We start from the raw sequence: 13,803 nt of genomic DNA on the forward strand, positions 1-13,803 counted from the left end.
CGATAGGCGCGATTTCGGCCAGAATAGGCAGCGGCCGGCGTTCGCCGGCACCGGACAAGGGCGTTGCGATGCAGAAAAGCGGGAAGTTGACGGCACCGGGGGCGGTGCTGCTCGACGCCGAAGTGCAGGTCGAGAGCTTCCGCCAGGTGCGCGAGGCGCACCGCCTGGAGCTGATCGAGGACTATGTGGAGCTGATTTCCGACCTGCTGGCCGACGGCGGCGAGGCGCGGCAGGTGGACATTGCCGCGCGCCTGGGCGTGGCCCAGCCGACCGTGGCGAAGATGCTCAAGCGGCTGGTCAAGGGCGGCTGGGTGATCCAGCGGCCGTATCGCGGCGTGTTCCTGACCCCGGACGGCGAAGCGCTGGCGGCGGCCAGCCGGCAGCGGCACCAGACCGTGGAGCAGTTCCTGCTGGCGCTGGGCATCGACGAGGACATCGCGCGGCGCGATGCCGAGGGCATCGAGCACCATGTCAGCGAAGCCACGCTGGCGGTGTTCGCCGAGTTCGTGCGCAAGCACGCCGCGGCACGATGAACGGCGACAGCGACACCGCCGCGCGCGACGAGCGCTGGATGCTGCACGCGCTGGCCCTGGCCGACCGCGCCGAGCGCGAGTTCGACGAGATTCCGGTCGGTGCGGTGCTGGTCTCGGCGCAGGACGAGGTGCTGGGCGAGGGCTGGAACCTCAACATCGCCGAGCACGATCCCAGCGCGCACGCCGAGATCGTGGCGCTGCGCCAGGCCGGGCGCCGGCTCGGCAACCACCGCCTGGTCGGCAGCACCCTGTACGTGACCCTGGAGCCGTGCGCGATGTGCGCGATGGCGGTGGTGCATGCGCGCGTGGCGCAGCTGGTGTTCGCGGCCGCCGATCCGAAGACCGGCGCCTGCGGCAGCGTGTTCGATCTGCTCGCCGATCCGCGCCACAACCACCGCGTGCAGGTGCGCGGCGGCGTGCTGGCGGCGCCGGCCGGGCTGCGCCTGACCAACTATTTCCGCGCCAAGCGCGGCAAGCCGCTGCTCGGCGGTTGAGCGCCGCGGTGCGGCGCTGGCGGGACGTGAACCCGCCGGGTCACGCGCGGTATCATGCACGACCGATACGAAACCCCCGCGCCGGCAGCGCCGCCGCGAACGACTGGATGGTGATATGGCGGAACCGCACGTGGACAACGATCGTCTGATCTGGATCGACCTGGAAATGACCGGATTGGACACGGACAAGGATTCGATCATCGAGATCGCCACGGTGGTCACCGACAGCCAGCTCAACGTGCTGGCCGAGGGCCCGGAATTCGCCATCGCGCATCCGCTGCAGACGCTGCAGGCGATGGACGAGTGGAACCGCAACCAGCACCGGCATTCCGGACTGTGGCAGCGCGTGCTCGACAGCCAGGTCACCCTGGGCCAGGCCGAGGCGCAGACCGTTTCGTTCCTGGCGCAGTGGTGCAAGCCGGGCGCGTCGCCGATGTGCGGCAACTCGATCTGCCAGGACCGGCGCTTCCTGCACCGGCAGATGCCGCGGCTGGAGCGCTTCTTCCACTACCGCAACCTGGACGTGTCCACGCTGAAGGAACTGGCGCGGCGCTGGGCGCCGTCGGTGGCGTCGGGATTGAACAAGACCTCCTCGCACACCGCGCTCAGCGACGTGCACGATTCGATCGACGAACTGCGCTACTACCGCCCGTTCATGGGCGCGCTGGGCGGGCAGGGCAACGGCGCGCGCTGAGTCGCGTTGCGCCACACGCAGGCCGCGCCTGCACTGCGCGGCCTTGCGGCAAGGCCAGCGTCACCGGGCCAGCGGCGGCCCTTGCTTGGTCTCGCCGTCGTCGGTCACGCCCTTCAGCAGCAGCTCGGCGATCGGACGCCCATCGGCGTCGTGGTGGTACACGTGCAGATCGCGCTGCGGATAGGGAATGCTGAGCCCGTTCTCCAGCAACTGGTTGCGGATGTTCTCCAGCGTGCTGCTCTTGGCCGCGCCGAAGTCGCCGTTCCTGGCGTAGGCGAACAGCATCAGGTCCACCGTGCTCTCGCCCAGGTTGGTGACCTGCACGAACGGCGCCGGCATCTCCAGGATGTTCGGATTGTCCTGCGCGATCTGCAGCAGCAACTGCTGCGCTTTCTTCAGATCGTCGCCATAGCCCACGCCCACCGTGATCTCCAGGCGCCGGTTGGGCAGGGTGCTGTAGTTGACGATCGGCGCGGTGGTGATGGTGCTGTTGGGCAGGGTGATCATGCGCTCGTCGAAGCTGCGGATGCGGGTCTGGAAGATCCGGATCTCGTCGACGATGCCTTCCTGGCCCGCCACCACCACGTGGTCGCCGTCGCGCATCGGCCGCAGCACGATCAGCATGACCCCCGAGGCGATGTTGGACAGCGAATCCTTCAGCGCCAGGCCGACCGCCAGGCCGGCCGCGCCGAGCACGGCGAACAGCGAGGTCGGCGGCACGCCGATCTTCTGCAGCGCGGTGACGAACACCAGCACCAGCAGCAGCGCATAGGCGACGTTGCGCAGGAAGTTGCTGAGCGTGGTCTCCACCCGGGCGCGGACCAGCGCGCGCTGCAGCCACAGGCTCAGGCGCTTGGCGATCCACATCCCGAGTACCAGGATGATCAGCGCCACGCCCCAGTTGAGCGCGTACTGCGCCCAATCCAGGTCTCTCCAGTTGAACGGCTGCTGTGTCCGCGCCGCCGGTGCGGCGGAGGCCGCCGTCGCGACCGCCGCCAGCAACGTCGTTGCCGTGCCCATCAGCCGGCGGCTTTCAGCTTGGCCAGGCGCAGCCAGGTGTCGACCACGGTGTCAGGATTCAGCGACACCGACTCGATGCCTTCCTGCATCAGCCATTCGGCCAGGTCCGGATGGTCCGACGGCCCCTGGCCGCAGATGCCGACGTACTTGCCCTTGGCGCGCGCGGCCTTGATCGCCATCGACAGCAGCTTCTTGACCGCCGCGTTGCGCTCGTCGAACAGGTGCGCCACGATCGACGAATCGCGGTCCAGGCCCAGGGTCAGCTGGGTCAGGTCGTTGGAGCCGATCGAGAAGCCGTCGAAGATCTCCAGGAACTCGTCGGCCAGCAGCGCGTTGGACGGCAGCTCGCACATCATGATGATCTTCAGGCCGTTCTCGCCCTGCTTGAGCCCGTTCTTCTCCAGCACCTCGATGACCTTGCGGCCTTCTTCCAGGGTGCGCACGAACGGGATCATCACCCACATGTTGTCCAGGCCCATCTCGTTGCGGACCTTGAGCACGGCCTTGCACTCCAGCGCGAAGGCGGCCGAGAAGCTCGGGTCGACGTAGCGGCTGGCGCCGCGGAAGCCGATCATCGGGTTCTCTTCGTGCGGCTCGTAGTTGCTGCCGCCGATCAGGTTGGCGTACTCGTTGGACTTGAAGTCGGACAGGCGCACGATCACCGGGTTCGGCGCCACCGACGCGGTCAGCGTGGCGATGCCTTCGGCCAGGCGGTTGACGTAGAAGCTGACCGGATCGGCATAACCGGCGATCTTCTCGTCGATCTTCTTCCTGGTCGCCGCGTCCTGCTTGGCGTATTCCAGCAGCGCGTTGGGATGGATGCCGATGTGCGCGGCAATGATCATCTCCAGCCGCGCCAGGCCGATGCCGGCGTTGGGCAACTGGCCGAAGTCGAACGCGCGCTCCGGGTTGGCCACGTTCATCATGATCTTCAGCGGCGCCGGCGGCATGTTGCCCAGATCGGTGGTGGTGCGGTCGAACGGCAGCAGGTCGGCGTAGATGAACCCGGTGTCGCCTTCGGCGCAACTCACCGTCACCTCGCGGCCGTCCTCGATCAGCTCCATCGCGTTGCCGGTGCCGACCACCGCCGGCACACCCAGCTCGCGGGCGATGATCGCCGCGTGGCAGGTGCGGCCGCCGCGGTTGGTGACGATCGCCGAGGCGCGCTTCATCACCGGCTCCCAATCCGGATCGGTCATGTCCGCGACCAGCACGTCGCCGGGCTGCACCCGGCTCATGTCGTCCAGGCTGCGCACCACGCGGGCGACGCCGGCGCCGATCTTCTGGCCGATGGCGCGGCCTTCGGCGATCACCGTGCCGCGCTGTTCCAGCGCGAAACGCTCGATCTGGGTGGCGTGGCCGCGCGATTTCACCGTCTCCGGGCGCGCCTGCACGATGAACAGCTTGCCGCTGACGCCGTCCTTCGCCCATTCGATGTCCATCGGCCGCTGGTAGTGCTTCTCGATCACCAGCGCCTGCTTGGACAGTTCCTGCACGTCCTCGTCGCTGATCGAGAAGGTGTTGCGCAGCTCGGCGGGGGTGTCTTCGATGCGCACGCGCTCGCCGGGCACGTCCGAATAGACCATGCGGATCATCTTGCTGCCCAGCGAACGGCGCAGGATCGCCGGTTTGCCGGCGGCGAGGGTGGGCTTGTAGACGTAGAACTCGTCGGGATTGACCGCGCCCTGCACGACCATTTCGCCGAGGCCAAAGCTCGAGGTAACGAACACCACGTCGCGGAAACCGGATTCGGTGTCGAGCGTGAACAGCACGCCGGCGGCGCCGACGCCCGAGCGCACCATCAGCTGCACGCCGGCCGACAGGAACACGTCCTCGTGCTTGAAGCCGTGGTGCACGCGATAGGCGATGGCGCGGTCGTTGTACAGGCTGGCGAAGACTTCCTTGACCTTGTGCAGCACGTCGTCGGCGCCGGTCACGTTGAGGAAGGTCTCCTGCTGGCCGGCGAAGCTGGCGTCGGGCAGGTCTTCGGCGGTGGCCGAGGAGCGCACCGCCACCGCGACGTCGCCGCCGCCGTTCTCGGCGCACAGCTGCGCGTAGGCCTCGCGGATCGCCTGGTCCAGCTCCGGCTGCAGCGGCGCATCGGTGACCCAGCCGCGGATTTCCTTGCCGGCCAGGGTCAGCGCGCCGACGTCTTCCACGTCCAGCGTCGCCAGCTTGTCGAAGATGCGCTGATAGAGATTGTTGTGGGCGACGAACGCCTTGAACGCTTCGGCGGTGGTGGCGAAGCCGCCGGGTACCGAGACTCCCAAACCCGCCAGGTTGCCGATCATTTCGCCGAGGGAGGAGTTTTTGCCACCGACGCGGGCCAGGTCGGTCAGGCGCAACTCGTGCAACCAAAGGATGTTCTCGTTCAAGCGCGATGCTCCGTAGGGCCATCGCCCGAGGCGGGCAGAGTGGCCGCGTCCGTGGGGGAAGAAGCCGATATCATGCAGTGCGCACCCGAGTCGGCACAAGCTCGGCGGGGTGCATCCGTTGGGTTTCAGCAAGGAGAATCCAGGCAATGTCGACGATCCGACCGGTGTTCTACGTGTCCGATGGAACCGGTATCACCGCTGAAACCATTGGGCATAGCCTGCTCACCCAGTTCAGCGGTTTCAGCTTCGTCACCGACCGCATGTCGTTCGTAGACGATCCGGAAAAAGCGCGCGAGGCGGCGCAGCGCATCCATGCCGCGGGCGAGCGCTATCAGGTGCGGCCGATCGTGGTCAACTCCTGCGTCGATCCGCAGCTGAGCATGCTGCTGTCGGAAAGCGGGGCCTTGATGCTCGACGTGTTCGCGCCGTTCATCGAGCCGCTGGAGCGCGAACTGAACGCGCCGCGGCATTCGCGGGTGGGGCAGGCGCACGGCCTGGTCGATTTCGAGACCTACCACCGCCGCATCAACGCGATGAATTTCGCGCTGACCCACGACGACGGCATCGCGATCAACTACGACGAGGCCGACCTGATCCTGGTCGCCGTCTCGCGCGCCGGCAAGACGCCGACTTGCATCTACCTGGCGCTGCACTACGGCGTGCGTGCGGCCAACTATCCGCTGACCGAGGAGGATCTGGAGCACGACCGGCTGCCGCCGCGGTTGCGACCGTATCGCAGCAAGCTGTTCGGGTTGACCATCGATCCGGATCGGCTGCAGCAGATCCGCCAGGAGCGGCGGCCGAATTCGCGCTATTCCAACCTGGAGACGTGCCGGCGCGAGGTGTCCGCGGCCGAGACCATGTTCAGGATGGAACGGATCCCGACCCTGAGCACCACGCATACCTCGATCGAGGAGATTTCCAGCAAGGTGCTGGCGACGCTGGGGCTGCAGCGCGAGATGTTCTGAAACGCCGCGGGGCGGAGCGGGCCGCCTGCGTGGAATCGGCAGAACGGCGGGGCGGTCTCACCGCCGCGCCGAGACTTCCAAGGTAGGCCGGCGCGGGCGATCCGTCAATGCTGCCGCGTCGGCGTTGCAACGTGTAGCATCGGCTCCATGCAGCACGCCCTGACCCGCAGCGAACGCATCCCCCGGCTGAGCCGATTCGGCTGGCTGATGGGGCTGTACGCCGAGAACTTCGTGCACCTGAACCGGCTGTTCGTGCCGTCCGACCTGGCCGTGGGCAGCTACCTGTCCTCGATCGGCGACGGCCTGGACCTGCGCCTGGACGTGATCGAGCACCACCGCTACACGGTGGAGCTGCGCCTCACCTACGACCTGTGCGACCCGCTCACCGGCGAGCCGGATCCGTCGGCCTACGTGCGCCTGTACCGCGACGCGCGCCAGGCCGAGACCACGCATTGCTACGTCGGCCGCCGCTGGCAGGACGTGATGGGGCTGTATCCGCCGCCGGCGGAACTGATCAGCCACCGCATGCGCATGAATACCTTCCTCAGCAAGTGGCTGGACTACCTGGCCGAGCGCGGCCACGGCGTGGCCACGCTGAAGCCGGCCGGCCCGCTGCGGCGCCCGGCCGAGAACGCGACGCCAGCCGCGCCCTGACCGTTGGGCGCGGCGGATGCGGCATGCTGCGCGCCCGCCGACTCGCCCGCCCGCCGCATGCCCTACACCCCGATCGTCGCCACGCTGGGCTACGTGCTGTCGCCCGACCGCTCCAAGGTGCTGCTGATCCATCGCAATGCGCGGCCCGGCGACCACCACCTGGGCAAGTACAACGGCCTGGGCGGCAAGGTCGAGGCGGACGAGGACGTGCTGGACGGCATGCGCCGCGAAATCCGCGAAGAAGCCGGCATCGAATGCGACGCGCTGCAACTGCGCGGCACGATCAGCTGGCCCGGCTTCGGCAAGCATGGCGAGGACTGGCTGGGCTTCCTGTTCCTGATCAGCGCCTACAGCGGCGAACCGTTCACCGAGAACGCCGAGGGCACATTGGCCTGGGTGCCGGTGGCGGACATGGAAGCGCTGCCGCTGTGGGAGGGCGACCGCCACTTCCTGCCGCTAGTGTTCGACGGCGATCCGCGCCCGTTCCACGGGGTGATGCCGTACCGCGACGGGCGCATGCTGTCGTGGCGCTATTCGCGGGTCTGAGCGCGCTCGAGCCTGCGCCTGGCTTGTCCACAGCGGCTGTGGATCGATCCTGCACAAGCCTGTGGGCAAGCACGGCAAGTCGCTGAAACTGCTGCTGCATTTTGCCGGCTGGCGAAAATTTCACCATTGCCGCCATGCTTCTCCACAGCGGGTGTGGATGGAACCGGCCGAACGCTGTGGATAAGGCCGCGATCGCGTTGCAGCGCAACGCCTGTCGCCATGCTGGCGAAAATTTCGCCAGCATCGAGCGCCGTCCCGAGCGGCGTCCATCTCGCCGAACGCGCCGCGCGCTACTGCGCGGTCCAGCCGCCGTCGATGGCGATGGTCTGCGCGGTGATGTTGCGCGCCGCCGGCGAGGCCAGGAACGCGACGCAGCCGGCCAGTTCGTCGTAGTCGATGAACACGCCCTTGGGCATCGGCTTGAGCATCACCTGCGCGACCACGTCGGCTTCGGAAATGGCGCGGGTGCGCGCCTGGTCGGCGATCTGCTTGTCCACCAGCGGGGTTTTCACGTAGCTGGGGCACAGCGTATTGATGGTGATGTCGGTGTCGGCGGTTTCCAGCGCCACGGCCTTGGAGAACCCGACCAGGCCGTGCTTGGCGGCGACGTAGGCGCTCTTGTACGGGCTGGCCACCAGCGAGTGGATGCTGCCGATGTTGACGATGCGGCCGAAGCCGCGCTCACGCATGCCCGGCAGCACGGCCTGGGTCAGGCGCGCCACGCCGGTCAGCATCACCTCGATCAGCAGGCTCCATCTGGCCATCGGGAAGTCCTGCAGCGGCGCCACGTGCTGCAGCCCTGCGTTGTTGACCAGCACGTCCACGGGCCGCGAGATCGCCGCCAGCGCCGCGCCGATGCTGGCCTCGCTGGCCACGTCCAGCGCCACCGCCTCGGCCGAGCCGCCGGCTTGGCGCAGCTGTGCGGCCACGGCGGCGGCCGCGTCCGCATTCAGGTCGCTGACGACGAGATGGCGGCCGCCGGCGGCCAGTTCGCGGGCGATGCCGGCGCCGATGCCGCTGGCGGCACCGGTGATCAGGACGGTCTGCATGGGAAGCACCTGTCGGAAAGGGAAGGTGCGCAGCGTAGCAGCGCGGGGCGAGGGCGCCACGGCGCCGGTCCTCGCCAGTGCGGTGGCGCCACGCTACCCTGTGCCGGTCGCACCCTTCTCACGCCGGATCCGCCACGCTATGCCGATGAAACGCCACTTTTCGATGCTGCGCGAATTCCAGTTGGCCGACTGGTTCACCCTGGCCAATGCCTTCTGCGGCACCGGGGCGGTGTTCGCGTCGATGCGCTTCCTACAGGAGGGCCGGCGCAGCGACCTGCTGATCGGCATGGCGCTGATCCCGCTGGCATTCGTGTTCGATGCGCTGGACGGGCGCGTGGCGCGCTGGCACAAGTCCTCGTCCACGCTCGGGCGCGAACTGGATTCGCTGGCCGACGTGATTTCCTTCGGCGTCGCCCCGGCGGCGCTGGCGTATGCCTGCGGCATGCAGGGCGGCTGGGACTGGCTGGTGCTGAGTTTCTTCGTGTGCTGCGGGGTCAGCCGCCTGGCGCGCTACAACGTCACCGCCGAGCAACTGGCCGGCGACGGCGACAAGGTGCCGTATTTCGAGGGCACGCCGATCCCGAGCAGCCTGGCGCTGGTGATCGTGCTCGCGGTCGCCGCGCACCTGGGCCATCTCGGCGATGCGCTGTGGTGGGGCGAATGGCGGCTGGGACCATGGCTGCTGCACCCGCTGGTGCTGCTGTTCGCGTTGTCCGGTTCGCTGATGATCAGCAAGACCCTGCGCATTCCCAAGCCTTGAGCGGCGGCAGGTTGCTATCATCCCCTCCTGACCTGGGAGGGTGGCGATGAAGGCTAGCGGCGGCAGCGGTGCCGGCGATTTCGAAGCGTTGGCGCGGCAGTACTGGGGCGCGTGGAGCGATGCGTTGCGCCAGAGCGGCGCTGCGGCCGCGCAACAGCCCGCCGATGGTGCCGGCCACGGGTCGTGGCGCGAGGCGATCGACACCTGGGCGCAGTGGTTGCCGCGCGGCACCGGGGCGCAGGCCGAGGACGCGGTGTCGCAGTTGCAGCAGCAGGCCGGCGAGTGGTTCGGCGCGATGCAGCAGGTGGCCGCGCAGTTCGCCGGGCGCGATGCCAGCAGTGCCGACGTGGCCGAGGCCTGGAAGCAGCAGGTGCAGGGCCAGCGCGAGCAGATGCTGCAATGGCTGCTCGGCACCGCGCGCGGTGCCGGCCAGGCCGGCGTGGATCCCTGGCTGCAGCAGGCGGCGCAATGGCTGCAGGGCTGGCAGCGCGACAGCGGGCCGTGGCTGCAGATGCCGGGCTTCGGTCCGGGCCGCAACCACCATGCGCGCTGGCGCGCGCTGGCCAAGGCGCAGCAGGACTACCAGGCGCAGTTGCAGGCGTACATGGGCCAGTTGCAGGGCGCGATCGATCGCGCCTTCGGCGTGTTCGAGGCCAAGCTGCGCGAGCACGAGGATCCGGGCCGCCAGCTGACCAACGCGCGGGCGATGTTCGACCTGTGGATCGACGCCGCCGAAGAGGCCTACGCCGCGTCCGCGTTGTCGGAAGAATTCCGCGAGGTCTACGCCGGCTTCGCCAATGCGCAGATGCGCCTGCGTGCGCTGCTGCAACGCGAGACCGAGCAGCTGTGCGAGCAGTTGGGCCTGCCCACCCGCACCGAGCTGGATGCCGCGCATCGGCATATCGCCGATCTGGAGCGGCGGCTGCGCCGGCTGGAGCGGGGCGCTGCGCCGGCCGCCGCGGCGGCGCCATCGGAACGAACCGCGAGCGGTAAGGCAGCGTCGCGTCCGCCGTTGCGATCCAGGCCTGCGCCCGCTGCGCCGTCCAAGGCGGCTGGCACGAGGACCAGAGCCGCTGCCAAGCCCTCCGTTGCGCGCGCCGCTTCAACGTCCAAGCCACCGGCCAAGTCCAAGCCCGTTGAGAAGCCGAAGTCCAGGCCCGCCGCGAAACCCAAGCCCGCTGCGCCCAAGCCGGCACGCGGCAAGTCGGGCGCCGCGCCGCGCCGGAGCCGCGCATGAAAGGGCCGTTGAGCTTCAGCAGCGACGACCTGCTGCAGGAAACCCTGGAGCTGCAGCGCAAGCTGATGGAAGGGCTGCGCGTGCTGCCGGGGCTGGACGACGTGCAGTACGGCGTCACCGAGCGGCAGGAGGTGTGGCGCGACGGCAAGGTGGTGCTGTACCGCTTCGTCGGCGAGCGGCCGCCCACCGCGAAGGTGCCGCTGCTGATCGTCTATGCGCTGGTCAACCGTCCGTACATGGTCGACCTGCAGGCCGACCGCTCGCTGGTCAAGGGCCTGCTGGCGCTGGGCGAGGACGTCTACGTGCTGGACTGGGGCTATCCCGACCGTTCCGAGCGCTACCTGACCCTGGAAGACTATCTGCTGCGCTACATCGACGGCGCGGTCGATCACCTGCGCGAGGCCGCTGCCGGTGCGCCGGTCAACGTGCTCGGCATCTGCCAGGGCGGCACCTTCTCGCTGTGTTACGCGGCGCTGCAGCCGCACAAGGTCCGCAACCTGGTGACGATGGTGACGCCGGTGGATTTCCACACCCCGGACAACATGCTGTCCAACTGGGCACGACAGGTGGACGTGGACCTGTTCGTGGACACGCTGGGCAACGTGCCGGCGGACCTGATGAACGCCAGCTACCTGATGCTCAAGCCGTTCCGGCTGAACCTGCAGAAATACGTGGGGCTGCTGGACATCCTCGACGATCCGCGCGCGCTGGAGGATTTCCTGCGCATGGAGAAATGGATCTTCGATTCGCCCGACCTGGCCGGCGAGACCTTCCGCGAGTTCGTCAAGCAGTTCTACCAGGACAACGCGCTGGTGCACGGCCGCGCGCGCATCGGCGAGCACGCGGTGGACCTGGCCAAGGTCGCCATGCCGGTGCTCAACATCTACGCCGAACAGGACCACCTGGTGCCGCCGGATGCCTCGCGCGCGTTGCGCGGCCTGGTCGGCAGCGACGACTATGCCGAGCTCAGTTTCCGCGGTGGCCACATCGGCATCTACGTGTCCGGCCGCGCGCAGCGCGAAGTGCCGGCGGCGCTGCATCGCTGGCTGGCCGAGCGCGATGGCGGCGAGTGAGGGTGTGATGCGGCGCGCCGCGCCATCTCCGCGCCGGCTCGGCGCGCTCCTGCTGGCGTTCGGCCTGGCCTGCGTCTGCACGGTCGCCGCGGCCGCGCCGTCGCCGGTCGCCGAGCGCGAAATCGACGCGCTGCTGGCCGCCTTGCAGGCCTCGCCGTGCCGGTTCCAGCGCAACGGCAGCTGGTATCCGGCGGCGGAGGCCAGGGCGCATCTGCAGCGCAAGTACGACTACCTGCGCAAGCGCGACCTGGCCGCCAGCGCGGAGCAGTTCATCGAGCGCGGCGCGAGCCGCAGCAGCAGCAGCGGCAAGGCCTACCGGGTGGCCTGTCCGGGCCAGGCGGAGCAGGACGCGGCGAACTGGTTCGCACAGCAGTTGGCCGCGCTGCGCCGTCACGCCGCATCCGCGCCGCCGCGCCCAGACTGAGCGCGCATTCGTCGCAGGAGCCGCCGCCATGTCCCAGTCCACCCCAACCCTGTCGCGCTCGCTCAACGACCGCATGCTCGCCGGCGTGATCGGCGGCATCGCGCACCGCTTCGGCTGGAGCGCTACGCTGCTGCGCGTGGTCTACGTGGTCGGTTCGATCGCCTCGGCCGCGTTCCCCGGCATCCTGGTGTATCTGATCCTGTGGCTGCTGATTCCCAACGAAGCCGATTGACGCGGCAGGCGCTGGCCGCGCTGCGCCTGGCCGGTTTCGCGCTCGGCGCGCTGTGGACCTCGCCCAATACGCTGCTCGGCCTGGTCGCCGGCGTCGCCGGCATGCCGTTCGGCGCGCGTGCGCGGATCAGCCGGCGCGAGCTGGCGCTGGTGTTCGACCGCTTCCCCTGGGGACCGCGCGGCGCGTTGACGCTCGGCACCGTGATCCTGGTCAGCGCCGACGACCTGGACGTGGCCTGCGCCACCTACGAACATGCCGCCGGCCGCTGCCGGCATCCGAACGTGCGCCTGGGCGACCACGAGCGCGCCCACGTGCTGCAATATCTGCTGCTCGGTCCCTTGTTCTTGCCGGTGTACTTCGCCTGCGGCGGGGTCGGCGTACGCAACCCGTTCGAACGCGCCGCCGACCGCTACGCCTTGCGCGGCAGCGGCTGGTGGCCGGGACGGCGCTGAGGCTCAGTCGAGCCGGCCGAAGCCGAACAATCGCTTGAGCGGATGCGCGCGGCGCTCGATCTGCGCGCGCAGCAGGCCGGCGCCGAGCATGCTGTAGGTGATGCCGTTGCCGCCATAGGCCATTGCGAACTGCATGCGCGGCCCGTGTTGCGGGTGCGGGCCGAAGAACGGCAGGCCATCGGCGGTCTCGGCGAAGGTGCCGGCCCAGGCGAAGGTCGGCTGCAGTTCCAGCCCCGGCATCGCCTTGGCGATCTTGCGGCACAGCGTGCGCGCCTTGCTGTCCACGCGTGCATCGCGGCGCGCGGGAATGTCCACGCTGTCGTCCTCGCCACCGGCGACGATGCGGCCGTTGCCGGTGCTGCGCAGGTACAGATAGGGGCGCGCGCTTTCCCACACCATGGTGTCCTTCAGCGCACCGAGTTGGGCGTCGTCCAGCGGATCGCTGACGAAGGCGTAGCTGCTGCGGTTCCTGGCCACGCGCTGGTCCAGCCAGCCCTGGCTGGCATAACCGGCCGCCATCACCACGTGGCCGGCGCGCACCTGCACGCCTCGCTCGGTGCGCAGGGTGGCGCCGCGGCCGTTCACCTGGATATCGGCGATGCGCGTGCGGTCGTAGACGCCGGCGCCGCGCTTGTGCGCGCGGCCGAGCAGGCGGTAGGTGAGGCGATACGGATCGACGCGCGCGGCCTGGTGGCTGAGGATCGCGCCATGCGCCTCGACCCCGTACACGCTGCGCAACGCCTGCGCATCCAGCCATTCCACCTCCAGGCCATGGCGTGCGCGCAGCTGCAGTTCCTGCTGCAGCACGCGCACGTGGCGACGGCGGCTGGCGTAGTACAGGCTGTCGTTCCAGCCGAAGTCGACGTCGCGCAGCGGCCGCACCAGCGCACGCAGCTGTTCCAGCGCCTGTGCGCAGGACCGGTAGGCGAGGGCGGCGGCGTCCTCGTCGTAGCGCTTGGCCAGGTCGAGCATGTGCGTGTCGATCTCGTACTGCAGCAGCGCGGTGCTGGCCGCGGTGCTGCCCCAGCCGATGTCGCGTTGCTCCAGCACCGCGACGTCATGGCCATGCGCGACCAGTTCGTCGGCGATCAAGGCCGCGGTGATGCCGCCGCCGACGATCGCCACGTCGCAGCGCAGGTCGCTGCGCAACTGCGGGAAGCTCTGCATCAGGCCGTTGCGCACCGACCAGAAGGGGTAGCCGCTCTTGAGATCCATACATGTCGATTGCGGTGGGAGGTGCGCGACTAACGCTCAGATTCGGTTAAACCGGCGTGAGGCCGGCGTAAGTCATG

16 protein-coding genes are annotated in these 13,803 nt (G+C 68.9%); 12 read left to right on the forward strand and 4 right to left on the reverse strand.

The annotated features are described in order from the left end of the window. Positions 1-68: 68 nt before the first annotated feature. The 3 genes from mntR (at position 69) to orn (ending at position 1,721) form a co-directional block, all read left to right on the forward strand. On the forward strand, positions 69-533 hold the full coding sequence (gene mntR, locus AB8810_RS11505; protein WP_179564890.1) for a manganese-binding transcriptional regulator MntR: 465 nt from the start codon (positions 69-71) through the stop codon (positions 531-533). Continuing rightward, the gene (gene tadA, locus AB8810_RS11510; RefSeq protein ID WP_179564888.1) at positions 530-1,027 is read left to right on the forward strand and encodes a tRNA adenosine(34) deaminase TadA; all 498 of its coding nucleotides are present in this window, start codon (positions 530-532) and stop codon (positions 1,025-1,027) included. Before mntR ends, tadA begins: the two co-directional genes overlap by 4 nt. Positions 1,028-1,142: 115 nt before the next feature. Continuing rightward, positions 1,143-1,721 (forward strand): oligoribonuclease, encoded by a 579-nt coding sequence (gene orn, locus AB8810_RS11515; protein WP_179564886.1) that lies wholly within the window; start codon positions 1,143-1,145, stop codon positions 1,719-1,721. Between the two features lie 60 nt (positions 1,722-1,781). Here the strand turns inward: orn and AB8810_RS11520 are convergent, their stop codons facing one another. Continuing rightward, a complete protein-coding gene (locus AB8810_RS11520; RefSeq protein WP_372530435.1) occupies positions 1,782-2,741 on the reverse strand; it encodes a mechanosensitive ion channel family protein in 960 nt (319 codons plus the stop codon). Continuing rightward, positions 2,741-5,116, reverse strand: coding sequence for a phosphoenolpyruvate synthase (gene ppsA / locus AB8810_RS11525; RefSeq protein WP_179564882.1), 2,376 nt, complete (start codon positions 5,114-5,116; stop codon positions 2,741-2,743). The genes AB8810_RS11520 and ppsA overlap by 1 nt, the downstream gene beginning before the upstream one ends. A gap of 146 nt (positions 5,117-5,262) precedes the next feature. Here ppsA and AB8810_RS11530 point away from each other — a divergent pair, with 146 nt between their 5' ends. From AB8810_RS11530 to AB8810_RS11540, 3 genes are all read left to right on the forward strand, one after another. After that, complete coding sequence (locus tag AB8810_RS11530; protein WP_039009881.1) at positions 5,263-6,084, forward strand: pyruvate, water dikinase regulatory protein; 822 nt, start codon at positions 5,263-5,265, stop codon at positions 6,082-6,084. Positions 6,085-6,231: 147 nt separating this feature from the next. After that, positions 6,232-6,738 carry a DUF1249 domain-containing protein gene (locus AB8810_RS11535; protein WP_372530436.1) on the forward strand — a complete coding sequence of 169 codons (507 nt, stop codon included), beginning with the start codon at positions 6,232-6,234 and terminating at the stop codon, positions 6,736-6,738. Positions 6,739-6,795: 57 nt separating this feature from the next. After that, complete coding sequence (locus AB8810_RS11540) at positions 6,796-7,284, forward strand: 8-oxo-dGTP diphosphatase (protein ID WP_179564878.1); 489 nt, start codon at positions 6,796-6,798, stop codon at positions 7,282-7,284. A 290-nt stretch (positions 7,285-7,574) separates the two neighbouring features. On the opposite strand, the gene AB8810_RS11545 is transcribed toward AB8810_RS11540, so the two are convergent. Further along, on the reverse strand, positions 7,575-8,333 hold the full coding sequence (locus tag AB8810_RS11545; protein WP_372530437.1) for a 3-hydroxybutyrate dehydrogenase: 759 nt from the start codon (positions 8,331-8,333) through the stop codon (positions 7,575-7,577). 145 nt (positions 8,334-8,478) lie between these two features. Here AB8810_RS11545 and AB8810_RS11550 point away from each other — a divergent pair, with 145 nt between their 5' ends. The 6 genes from AB8810_RS11550 to AB8810_RS11575 are packed head-to-tail and all read left to right on the forward strand — an operon-like array spanning position 8,479 to position 12,511. Then, the gene (locus AB8810_RS11550; RefSeq protein WP_372530438.1) at positions 8,479-9,093 is read left to right on the forward strand and encodes a phosphatidylcholine/phosphatidylserine synthase; all 615 of its coding nucleotides are present in this window, start codon (positions 8,479-8,481) and stop codon (positions 9,091-9,093) included. Between the two features lie 46 nt (positions 9,094-9,139). Continuing rightward, the gene (gene phaE / locus AB8810_RS11555; protein WP_372530439.1) at positions 9,140-10,330 is read left to right on the forward strand and encodes a class III poly(R)-hydroxyalkanoic acid synthase subunit PhaE; all 1,191 of its coding nucleotides are present in this window, start codon (positions 9,140-9,142) and stop codon (positions 10,328-10,330) included. Then, positions 10,327-11,403, forward strand: coding sequence for a class III poly(R)-hydroxyalkanoic acid synthase subunit PhaC (locus tag AB8810_RS11560; RefSeq protein ID WP_179564870.1), 1,077 nt, complete (start codon positions 10,327-10,329; stop codon positions 11,401-11,403). Before phaE ends, AB8810_RS11560 begins: the two co-directional genes overlap by 4 nt. 7 nt (positions 11,404-11,410) lie before the next feature. Then, positions 11,411-11,827, forward strand: a complete 417-nt coding sequence (locus AB8810_RS11565; RefSeq protein WP_372530440.1) for a DUF5329 family protein — start codon at positions 11,411-11,413, stop codon at positions 11,825-11,827. Positions 11,828-11,855: 28 nt separating this feature from the next. Further along, positions 11,856-12,059: a PspC domain-containing protein gene (locus tag AB8810_RS11570; RefSeq protein WP_179564868.1), complete on the forward strand. Its 204-nt coding sequence runs from the start codon at positions 11,856-11,858 to the stop codon at positions 12,057-12,059. Beyond that, positions 12,056-12,511, forward strand: coding sequence for a hypothetical protein (locus AB8810_RS11575; RefSeq protein WP_372530441.1), 456 nt, complete (start codon positions 12,056-12,058; stop codon positions 12,509-12,511). Before AB8810_RS11570 ends, AB8810_RS11575 begins: the two co-directional genes overlap by 4 nt. Positions 12,512-12,514: 3 nt before the next feature. Here AB8810_RS11575 and AB8810_RS11580 read toward each other — a convergent pair whose 3' ends face one another. Continuing rightward, positions 12,515-13,726, reverse strand: coding sequence for an NAD(P)/FAD-dependent oxidoreductase (locus AB8810_RS11580; protein ID WP_372530442.1), 1,212 nt, complete (start codon positions 13,724-13,726; stop codon positions 12,515-12,517). Positions 13,727-13,803 lie beyond the last annotated feature (77 nt).

This window comes from Xanthomonas sp. NCPPB 3005 (genome assembly GCF_041228095.2).
GTDB classification, from domain to species: domain Bacteria; phylum Pseudomonadota; class Gammaproteobacteria; order Xanthomonadales; family Xanthomonadaceae; genus Xanthomonas_A; species Xanthomonas_A bonasiae.

Bases quoted from the DNA above. Each gene is read 5' to 3' on its own strand.
- mntR (WP_179564890.1), top strand. From the start codon at position 69: ATGCAGAAAAGCGGGAAGTTGACGGCACCGGGGGCGGTGCTGCTCGAC.
- tadA (WP_179564888.1), top strand. From the start codon at position 530: ATGAACGGCGACAGCGACACCGCCGCGCGCGACGAGCGCTGGATGCTG.
- orn (WP_179564886.1), top strand. From the start codon at position 1,143: ATGGCGGAACCGCACGTGGACAACGATCGTCTGATCTGGATCGACCTG.
- AB8810_RS11520 (WP_372530435.1), bottom strand. From the start codon at position 2,741: ATGGGCACGGCAACGACGTTGCTGGCGGCGGTCGCGACGGCGGCCTCC.
- AB8810_RS11530 (WP_039009881.1), top strand. From the start codon at position 5,263: ATGTCGACGATCCGACCGGTGTTCTACGTGTCCGATGGAACCGGTATC.
- AB8810_RS11535 (WP_372530436.1), top strand. From the start codon at position 6,232: ATGCAGCACGCCCTGACCCGCAGCGAACGCATCCCCCGGCTGAGCCGA.
- AB8810_RS11540 (WP_179564878.1), top strand. From the start codon at position 6,796: ATGCCCTACACCCCGATCGTCGCCACGCTGGGCTACGTGCTGTCGCCC.
- AB8810_RS11545 (WP_372530437.1), bottom strand. From the start codon at position 8,333: ATGCAGACCGTCCTGATCACCGGTGCCGCCAGCGGCATCGGCGCCGGC.
- AB8810_RS11550 (WP_372530438.1), top strand. From the start codon at position 8,479: ATGAAACGCCACTTTTCGATGCTGCGCGAATTCCAGTTGGCCGACTGG.
- phaE (WP_372530439.1), top strand. From the start codon at position 9,140: ATGAAGGCTAGCGGCGGCAGCGGTGCCGGCGATTTCGAAGCGTTGGCG.
- AB8810_RS11560 (WP_179564870.1), top strand. From the start codon at position 10,327: ATGAAAGGGCCGTTGAGCTTCAGCAGCGACGACCTGCTGCAGGAAACC.
- AB8810_RS11565 (WP_372530440.1), top strand. From the start codon at position 11,411: ATGCGGCGCGCCGCGCCATCTCCGCGCCGGCTCGGCGCGCTCCTGCTG.
- AB8810_RS11570 (WP_179564868.1), top strand. From the start codon at position 11,856: ATGTCCCAGTCCACCCCAACCCTGTCGCGCTCGCTCAACGACCGCATG.
- AB8810_RS11580 (WP_372530442.1), bottom strand. From the start codon at position 13,726: ATGGATCTCAAGAGCGGCTACCCCTTCTGGTCGGTGCGCAACGGCCTG.